At 66.5% G+C, this 8,735-nt stretch carries 9 protein-coding genes; 4 read left to right on the top strand and 5 right to left on the bottom strand.

Going from position 1 to position 8,735, the window contains the following annotated elements:
- Positions 1-348: 348 nt before the first annotated feature.
- Positions 349-1,632, bottom strand: a complete 1,284-nt coding sequence (tyrS, locus tag A5724_RS12190) for a tyrosine--tRNA ligase (RefSeq protein ID WP_067801423.1) — start codon at positions 1,630-1,632, stop codon at positions 349-351.
- Positions 1,633-1,661: 29 nt separating this feature from the next.
- Here tyrS and A5724_RS12185 point away from each other — a divergent pair, with 29 nt between their 5' ends.
- Positions 1,662-2,096, top strand: a complete 435-nt coding sequence (locus tag A5724_RS12185; RefSeq protein WP_067801421.1) for a DUF5990 family protein — start codon at positions 1,662-1,664, stop codon at positions 2,094-2,096.
- Here A5724_RS12185 and A5724_RS12180 read toward each other — a convergent pair.
- Positions 2,093-2,743 (bottom strand): DNA-3-methyladenine glycosylase, encoded by a 651-nt coding sequence (locus A5724_RS12180; protein WP_197518628.1) that lies wholly within the window; start codon positions 2,741-2,743, stop codon positions 2,093-2,095. The genes A5724_RS12185 and A5724_RS12180 overlap by 4 nt on opposite strands.
- Positions 2,744-2,763: 20 nt before the next feature.
- Between A5724_RS12180 and A5724_RS12175 the strand changes: the two genes are divergently transcribed.
- The 3 genes from A5724_RS12175 to A5724_RS12165 are packed head-to-tail and all read left to right on the top strand — an operon-like array spanning position 2,764 to position 4,896.
- Positions 2,764-3,528, top strand: a complete 765-nt coding sequence (locus A5724_RS12175; protein ID WP_067801414.1) for an ABC transporter ATP-binding protein — start codon at positions 2,764-2,766, stop codon at positions 3,526-3,528.
- Entirely contained in the window at positions 3,462-4,280 is an 819-nt protein-coding gene (locus A5724_RS12170; protein WP_082964983.1) for an ABC transporter permease, read from the top strand. Before A5724_RS12175 ends, A5724_RS12170 begins: the two co-directional genes overlap by 67 nt.
- Position 4,281: 1 nt before the next feature.
- Positions 4,282-4,896 carry a TetR family transcriptional regulator gene (locus A5724_RS12165; protein WP_067801410.1) on the top strand — a complete coding sequence of 205 codons (615 nt, stop codon included), beginning with the start codon at positions 4,282-4,284 and terminating at the stop codon, positions 4,894-4,896.
- On the opposite strand, the gene A5724_RS12160 is transcribed toward A5724_RS12165, so the two are convergent.
- The 3 genes from A5724_RS12160 to A5724_RS12150 are packed head-to-tail and all read right to left on the bottom strand — an operon-like array spanning position 4,879 to position 8,683.
- Entirely contained in the window at positions 4,879-5,094 is a 216-nt protein-coding gene (locus A5724_RS12160) for a Trm112 family protein (RefSeq protein WP_067801407.1), read from the bottom strand. The two genes, A5724_RS12165 and A5724_RS12160, sit on opposite strands and share 18 nt — an antisense overlap.
- Before the next feature lie 9 nt (positions 5,095-5,103).
- Positions 5,104-5,673, bottom strand: a complete 570-nt coding sequence (locus A5724_RS12155) for a hypothetical protein (protein ID WP_067801404.1) — start codon at positions 5,671-5,673, stop codon at positions 5,104-5,106.
- A gap of 40 nt (positions 5,674-5,713) precedes the next feature.
- Complete coding sequence (locus A5724_RS12150) at positions 5,714-8,683, bottom strand: acyl-CoA synthetase (RefSeq protein WP_369830626.1); 2,970 nt, start codon at positions 8,681-8,683, stop codon at positions 5,714-5,716.
- Positions 8,684-8,735: the final 52 nt, after the last annotated feature.

The following is an 8,735-nucleotide window of genomic DNA, read 5'->3' as shown; positions in this document are numbered from 1 at the left end:
GGGAAAAAAAGGGGCGGCAAAAAACAACAAACAAAAACCACCAAACACACTATTGAGTTCTCAAACAACACACCCGCTCGGCCGCGCAACGAGCCCGCGGCCAAAGGCCGCGTACTTGTAGTGCGGACGATCAGGAACCCACCGAAGTGGGGCTTCCCTCTGGGAGCCGCCGCGCTCTTCCGGGCCAGGCCCGTGTCGCAGCGACTCCGATAAGTTACGTGAGGGATAACTCGGAGTCAAATGACCTGATAGGGCGTGTCTTTCGGACTCCGACCCATCGCGCGCACCAGGGTGCGTCGACTCCAACAAGTGGTGCAACGCACATTGCGAATCGTTTGTTCCCGCGTTTCAGCCGACCCGCTCGACGCCCGCGATATTGCGCTTTCCTCGCCGCAGCACCAACCACCGGCCGTGTAGGAAGTCGCTCGGCTGCGGCACCCACTCCTCACTGTCGATGCGCGAGTTGTTGACATATGCGCCGCCCTCGCCGATCGTCCGCCGCGCGGCGCCCTTGCTCGGTGAGAGCCCCGTGGCCACCAGTAACTCCGTAATCGTGTCGGGACCACCGGGCTTGAGCTCGGCGACCGAGGCTTCGCGCAGCGCGGCGGCGAGAGTCGGCTCGTCCAGTTGGGATAGCTCACCCCGGCCGAACAGCGCCTGACTGGCGTGTTCGACACCCGCCGTCGCCGCCTCGCCGTGCACCAGCGTGGTCAGCTCGCGGGCAAGCCGGCGCTGGGCCGCGCGTTCGTGCGGCTTCTCTGCCGTGGCCTGCTCGAGTTCCGCGAGTTCGTCGCGAGACAGGAAGGTGAACCACCGTAGGTACCGGATGACATCGGCGTCGGCCGTGTTGATGAAGTACTGGTACCACGCGTAGGGGCTGGTCATCTCCGGGTCTAGCCACAGGCTGCCGCCACCGGTCGATTTGCCGAACTTCTTGCCTTCGGAGTCGGTCACCAGTGGCGTCGTCAACGCGTGCACCGTCGCACCCACGATCTGCCGGACCAGCCGCACCCCGGCGATGATGTTCCCCCACTGATCTGAGCCGCCGACCTGCAACGCGCAGCCATACCGTCGGTGTAGCTCCACATAGTCGTTGGCCTGCAGCAGCATGTAGCTGAATTCGGTGTAGGAGATGCCGTCACCCTCGAGTCGGCGCCGTACCGTCTCGCGGTCGAGCATCACATTGACCGAGAAGTGCTTACCGAGGTCGCGCAGGAACTCGATGGCCGACAGCTCGCTGGTCCACGTCAGGTTGTTCTGCACGATCGCGCCGGTCGGGGAATCGTCGAAGTCGACGAACCGCTCGAGCTGACCGCGGATCCGGTCGGCCCAGTCCGCGACGGTGTCGGCGCTGTTCAGCGTCCGCTCCCCGGTGTCGCGCGGATCCCCGATCATGCCGGTCGCGCCGCCCGCGAGCACGATCGGCCGATGCCCCGCCCTTTGGAATCGGCGCAAGGTGAGCAGCGGAATCAGGTGCCCGGCATGCAGGCTCGGTGCGGTTGGGTCGAAGCCCGAATAGACAGTCACCGGTCCGGAGGCCAGCTCGGTCGCGAGCGCATCCCTGTCGGTGGACTGTGCGATCAGCCCACGCCATTCCAACTCGTCGAGAATCGCCGCGTCCGCAGAAGTCACGCCTCGATCTTCCCTTACCGTCAACGCTGATGTTGTTGCAGATCGAGGGCTATCACCTGCCCGGCCCTGTGTGGCAGACCGGCGACGAGTACTACGACAATGTCCACGTCGGCATCCAGGTCGGCAAACGGCCGCACGACCTCGTGCGCGGCGACGTCGGCTCGGCGTCGTGGTCACTACCGATCGAGGTGGTCACCGTCGACGGTGGGCTGGATTTCCGAGGCGCAGCGGTGCAGGGCAGGCGCGGCGACCGGTTCGTGTATCTGACCTGGGGCACCGTCGATGCTGACGGGTCATTCGTGATGTTCCGCCGGGCCAAACTCGTGCTCGCCGATCTCGAACCGCTGATCACGGACGCGGCCGCCACCCGGGTGATCGCACGCGTCGACCTCACCGACGACCACGGCGGGCCGCGGTGCGCCAGGCTCAAACCGCCGGCGCTGACCCTGCACCGCGACAACTAGTCGCTTGCACCTGGCGCGGGTGCCCGCGGACTGCGGCGATACAGCGATACCTCGGGACGGCCGGCTATCCAGAACCGCCACGGTCGGTCGGCCGCCTTGCTGACCCCGACGCGCGGGCCCGCCACACCATCGCTCTTCTCGGCCAACGTCAACCTGACCGGGCTGTCGGGATCGAACAAGTCGATTCCGTTGTCCTCCATGGTGATTCCGAGTGCGGAGCAGAGATTGCCTGGGCCACGCGCCAATGCAGTCGGCCGCGTCGCAGCACCGCGTCGGGCCTGCGCTTCGTCGACGCCGGCCGCTACGGCCGCCGCGCGCAACAGCACCGCCGCAGCCACCCCATCGCTGGCACACACCACGTTCGCACACACATGGATTCCGTGGCTGCGGTAGGTGTAGAGCCGCCCGGCCGGTCCGAACATCACCTTGTTACGCCCGGTCGGTCCCCGATACGAATGCGCGGCGGCGTCCGGCCATGGGCCATCGCTCGGCCCGCCGTAGGCCTCCACTTCGACGATCATTGCCGACACTCCACGGCCGCTCAGCGCCGCTCCGAGCAGTCGCCGCGCCGCGGTGACGGGATCGACGGACAGCAGCGCGGCGCTCACCCGAGCGATTGTGCCTGCGGGCCTTGACACGCGAATCATCGGGGAGCACTATTCATCACATGATGAGTTCATCTAGCGATGAATTTCGTCGCACTTCGACCGACATCGCGATCGACGTCCAGAACCTGCGCGTCATACGCGGCAAACGGGTCGCTCTCGACAACATCTCGGTGCAGATCGCCCGCGGCACCATCACCGGTCTGCTCGGCCCGTCCGGGTGCGGCAAGACGACGTTGATGCGCTGCATCGTCGGCACGCAGATCGTCGACTCCGGGACGGTGACCGTATTGGGCCGACCCGCGGGGTCGGCCGACCTGCGCCACCGCGTCGGCTACGTCACCCAGGATCCGACCATCTACGACGACCTACGCATCGTCGACAACGTGCGGTATTTCGCCGCACTCTACGGCACCGACGCCAACGCCGCCGACGAGTCGATCGCCGCCGTCGGCCTCGACGATCATCGAACCGCGTTGTGCGGCAACCTTTCCGGCGGCCAGCGCACGCGGGCGTCACTGGCCTGCGCGCTGGTCGCCCGTCCCGAACTGTTGGTGCTCGACGAACCCACCGTCGGCCTCGACCCCGTTCTGCGGGTCGAGTTGTGGGAGCAGTTCCACCAACTCGCCAGGCGCGGAACGACTTTGATCGTGTCCAGTCATGTGATGGATGAGGCGGACCACTGCGGCGACCTGTTGCTGATGCGCGAAGGCCACCTGCTGACCCACAGCACACCGGCGAAGCTACGGGAGGACACGGGATGTCAGTCACTGGAGCAAGCGTTTCTGTCCGTCATCCGGCGCAGCACCGCAGCCGCAGCAAGCTGAGCCCACAGGGCTACCTCGCCACCACCGCTCGGATTCTGCGCCAGCTTGCCGCCGACCATCGCAGTGTCGCGATGATCCTCGTCGTGCCGAGCTTGATCATCACGTTGCTGTACTTCATGTTTCAGAACGCCCCGCACCGGCCCGGCGCGCCGAGCCCGTTCAACAACGCGTGCCTGATCATGCTCGGCGTTTTCCCGCTGATCGTCATGTTCCTCATCACGTCCATCACCATGCAACGGGAACGCGCATCGGGCACCCTCGAGCGAATACTGACGACTCCCCTGCGCAGGCTCGATCTGCTCGCCGCCTATGGCACTGCGTTCTCGATCGCCGCGGCGGCGCAGGCCACCTTGGCTTGTCTGGTGTCGTACCTGTTCCTCGGCCTCGACACCAAGGGCAGCCCGGTCCTGGTGTTCGTCATCGCGATCATCAATGCGGTGCTCGGCGTGGGACTCGGGCTGCTGTGTAGCGCCTTCGCGCGCACCGAGTTTCAGGCGGTGCAGTTCATGCCGGTGGTGATCGCCCCGCAGCTGTTGCTGTGCGGCATCATCGTCCCCCGCGACGTGCTGCCCGACTGGCTGCAATGGATCAGCAATGTGCTGCCTGCCAGCTACGCTCTGGAGGCGCTGCAACAGGTGGGCGCTTACTCGGAGCCGACGGCGATCGCCGTGCGCGACATCGCCGTCGTCGTCGGTTTCGCGGTAATAGCGCTGGCGCTGGCGGCGGCAACACTTCGACGGAGGACTCCATAGGGTGACGGCAGAACTCGAACGCAAACGGCCGGGGCGCCCACCCGGGCCGTCCGACTCGCGTGACCGCATCTTGTCGAGTGCCCGTAACCTGTTCGCCCGCAACGGCATTGACAAGACATCGATTCGCGCGATAGCCAAGGACGCCGGCGTCGACCCCGCGTTGGTGCACCACTACTTCGGCACAAAGACCCAACTGTTCGCCGCGGCCATCCACATTCCGATCGACCCCATGCAGGTCATCGGTCCGCTGCGGGAGGTCCCGGTCGACCAATTGGGTCACGTCCTGCCGCAAATCCTTCTGCAGCTGTGGGATTCCGAGCTGGGTAAGGGATTCATCGCGACGCTGCGGTCCATTCTCGCGGGCGGTGAAGCGTCGCTGATCCGGTCGTTCCTGCAGGAAGTGATCGCCGTCGAGGTCGGCAACCGGGTGGATGATCCGCCCGGCAGCGGTCGACTTCGCGTCCAGTACGTCGCGTCCCAGTTGGTCGGCGTCGTGATGGCCCGGTACATCCTGGAGTTGGAGCCGTTCAAATCGTTGCCCGTCGAGCAGATCGCCGAGACCATCGCGCCCAACCTGCAGCGCTACCTGACCGGTGAGCTACCCGGCCTGGCCTGACGCGCGATCCAGCATCCGCTGGTGTTCGGCGTCGTCGGTTACGGCGATCGCCTCGTCGATGAGGAGCACCGGGATGCCGTCCTCGATCCGGTAGGCGCGGCGCAGCCGCGTGTTGTACAGGTATTCGTCGTCGACCAACAACAGCGGACCGAGGTCCTGCGGGCAGACGAGAATGCCCAGCAGTTTTTCGTCGAGCACGACGGCTGGCTACCCGACGCCGATGAAGGCGCCCGGAGTTCCACCCGGCTCGACCGGCACGCCCGGAGGAATGGCGGGTCCCATACCCGGAGGCGCTTGGCCGATACCGAAGTTGTATCCCGGCTGCGACGAGTTGTTCGCGTTCTGCTGGAGCGCCTGCATTTTGTGCTGGTAGGCGAGCGTGTCCTTGAGCGCCTCGATCAACGGCGTCTGGTTCGGCCGGTAGTCGAGCGCCTTGACGATGGCATCTTTGTTTGCGTTGGAGGGCTTGAAGCCCTGGGCGCGGAGTGTCAGCACGCTGTGGATCAGCTGGGATAGCTGACCGCCGCCTGCGCCGGTGTCGTAGTCCTGGTCGATGATGGCGAGTACCTGATCGGCCGTCATCGGCTGGGCAGCGCCGTCGGCCGGCGCGCTTGCCGCAGCTGGATCGTTCTTTGCGCACTCGGCCCCTGTGCAGCTCTGACCGGGCTCGGCGTACGCCGGCGCCACTCCAAGGCCCCCGAGGAGTCCGATGGCCACGGCGCTGCCGCCCAAGACGCCGGTGACCGCGCGCCGCAGATTACCGTTCTGCAATGTCATCTCCTCCTGCCGCCAGCGGGAGCCTAACAGTGATACCGCCTCACTGTTGGGCGCCGACGATCTCGGTGCGTACTGCCACAGTCAACCGCTTGTATCGATTCGTATCGGGATCCAAATACCAGGCGTTACGTGACGGTTTGGGTACCCCCTGCTCTTGGAGCGGGCTGACCAGCGGACGGTAGGTCGCAGACAGCCTCATCTCCGGCACCACGTGCACGATGTCGGGCGGGCTGCCGACGGGCAGATCGGCCAGCGCCTCGTTCAGATCGGCCGACGGAATGCTGCCGCCCGGGCACAGCGCCAGCGCGGTGACAGCCAGCTGCCCGCCGTTCACGTCGACCCCGTAGGTGACGGCAAGGTCGACCGCGCCGAGCCTGCCCATGGCATCGTTGACCGGCGAGGCGAACACGCTGCCGCGCTCGGTGTGGATCACGGCGCCGCGGTTGTCGACGAGCCAGAAGTCGCCGTCCTCGTCGCGACGGAACAGGTATTCGGTGGACACCCAGGTGTCCGCGGGGGCGAAGACGCCGCGCTTGACCGACGCCGTCGGGTCCACCGGGCCGCGCGGGTGGGCCAGCAGCACACCGACCTCGTTGGCCTCGGCCCTGCGTACGAAGCCGCGCTCGTCCTCGAGGATCAGGTCATCCTCCGGGTCATACGCGGCGAGTTCGACGTAACCGCCACCGGGCAACGGCCTGCCCTTGCTGCCGATCTTCGCGCCGGACACGTTGGCCAACACGGCCTGGCCGTCGGTCGTCGCGAAGAACTCGAGGACGTGAGCGGGCGTGAACACCTCCTCGACCCGCTTCCACAGACCGGTCGGCATACCGGACCCGATGAACAGCCGGACCGGGTGGCTGCCCGTCAACGAGAACGACGGATCGTCGATGACCGCGCGCAGCATCGCCCACGTGTAGGACACGACCGTGACGCCGTACTGACGGATCTCCTGCAGGAACCGCGCCGGCCGCAACTCCCGCGACAACGCGATGCGCGATCCGCCGACGACCGCGCCGCCGAGGCTGACCAGCAGCCCGGACTGGTGGTGCAGGGGCGTGAGGCAGTAGACGGTGTCGCCGCGGCCGAGGTTGGCCGCCGATGCGGTGCCGAACGCGGACAGCGACCACCGGTAGTTGGTGATCTGGCGGGCCACCAAGTCGCCGTTGATGTTGCTGAACCCGATGAACGCCAGGTCGCGGGCCAGTCCGGGGTTCGGCCGGTACCACCCGGGCAGATCGACGACGTCGGGGTCGATCTTCTCCATGTCGATGACGTCGGCGTGCTCGGGTAGGTGCAGGTCGCGCGATTCGCCGCCGCCGAGCACCAGGACCCGCATGCCGAGTCCGCGGGCGCCCTCCAGGTTGCTCGGGTCGGCGATGATCTCCGAAACCGCGCCCAGCCGTGCGGCCTGGACGAGGTCGACATCGGGCGGCATCAGAACCGCGACGGCGCCGAGGCGCGACAGCGCGGCTATCGCGACGAGTGCACTAGGCCGGGTCTCCATCAGCACGCCGACATGCGAACCCTGCCGGACGCCGACCTCGATGAGGCCCCGTACGACGTTGTTGATCCGGCGGTCCACCGCCTCGTAGGTGTGCACACGCCCGTCGAACAACAGGCACTCGCCCTGCGGGGCATCACGAGCCTGCTCGGACATGATGCGCCCGAGCGAGATTCGGGTGTGATCGTTGATCTGGCCGAGGCGCGCCAGCCTCGGCAGGGTCCGATACGTCTCGACCGCCAGCGTCCGCGCCGACTTGTTCGCGGCCACCACGGCCTCCGCGGCGGTCCGTGCCAGGCTGAAGGCCAACTCGGTGGCCGCGGCGGTGGTGTGTGCCACCCGTGAGGTGAACGAGACGCCGCTTTCGGTGTGCTCTGCGGGCTGCAGCGCCATCGGGTTGACGTCCTCGGGCTGATCGCCGGTGCCGTCGATCCATTTGACCCACTGCGCGACGGTCGGCCATGTCTGGTTGGCCGCCTTCGAACCGACGACCAAGCCGAAATGGCCTGCGCGGATGAGGTATTCGTAGACGTCGGCCTTGGGGGCGGCGCGTTTGATGCCACGCACCGATGCCGGTTGACCGATGTCGTCGACCTCGCCGACGACGGCCAGCACCGGGCAGTCGATATCCGACAGCGTGACCAGGTCGCCGTGGATCGAGAAGCCGCCGCTCATCATCCGGTTGTGGGCGATGAACTGCTTGAGCAGCTCGGCGATGGCGGGCCCAGACCATGCGATCCAGCCTTCGGAGGCAAGGAATCTGCGTTGTTGTTCCCGGCTCAGCAGCGCCTCGCGGTCGTGCAGTTGGCGGAGGAAGTCCAGCCGCGACTGCGCGGTCTTGATGGGGTCGAGCATCTGGAAGCCGGTGCGGGCGAGCCAGCCGGGAATGTCGATGCGGCTGAACACGTGGTCGGCCATGAACTCGGCGGCCGCGGGCGCCATGCTGGCCGGCATGTTCATCGGCAGCGCGGCAAGCGTGTCGACAGGCGACCCGAAGGCCACGATGCTCGCCAGGTCCTTCGACCGGCGATAGGCCGCCGTTTGATAGGCGAACATGCCGCCTTGTGAGTAGCCGGCCAGATGCACATCGCGACCGGTGACCTCTTTGACGGTGTCGATGGCTTCGCTCAGCGCGACGACGTGGTCGGCGAGGTTGCGCTCCATGCCCCCCTCGACCTTGTCGGGCGAGCCGAAGTCGATGACCCACGGATCGATTCCCGCTTTGTGCAGGATGCCGACCGCGCCGTCATCACGGGTGACGTCCCACATGTCCGCAGACATCATCATCGGATGCACCATCAGGACCGGAGGCCCCGGCCGTTTGGCGCCCGGCCGCGCGTCCGGCGGAAAGTAGCGCCGCAGCCGGTACATCGGAACGCTCTCGATGATCTGAAATGGAGAGGGCACCGCCCCGGTCTCGAGGCCGCCGTAGCGCAGCACTTCCAACCCGTTCTGTGCGGTGGCCACCAGCCGCCCCACAGGCCTGGTAATAGCCGACAGGTCCACCACTACTCCCCTTGATGCGTGTTCAGTCCCCCGACTGCACCGGTCATCATTTCAC

This window comes from Mycobacterium sp. ACS1612 (assembly GCF_001667505.1).
In the GTDB taxonomy this organism is placed as follows: domain Bacteria; phylum Actinomycetota; class Actinomycetes; order Mycobacteriales; family Mycobacteriaceae; genus Mycobacterium.
Note: the sequence above shows the minus strand (reverse complement) of the source record. Positions and strands in the feature narration are given on the sequence as shown.

Coding starts and splice junctions, on each gene's coding strand:
- A5724_RS12170 (WP_082964983.1), top strand. CDS start 3,462: ATGTCAGTCACTGGAGCAAGCGTTTCTGTCCGTCATCCGGCGCAGCAC.
- A5724_RS12180 (WP_197518628.1), bottom strand. CDS start 2,743: ATGATTCGCGTGTCAAGGCCCGCAGGCACAATCGCTCGGGTGAGCGCC.
- A5724_RS12185 (WP_067801421.1), top strand. CDS start 1,662: ATGTTGTTGCAGATCGAGGGCTATCACCTGCCCGGCCCTGTGTGGCAG.
- A5724_RS12155 (WP_067801404.1), bottom strand. CDS start 5,673: ATGACATTGCAGAACGGTAATCTGCGGCGCGCGGTCACCGGCGTCTTG.
- A5724_RS12175 (WP_067801414.1), top strand. CDS start 2,764: ATGATGAGTTCATCTAGCGATGAATTTCGTCGCACTTCGACCGACATC.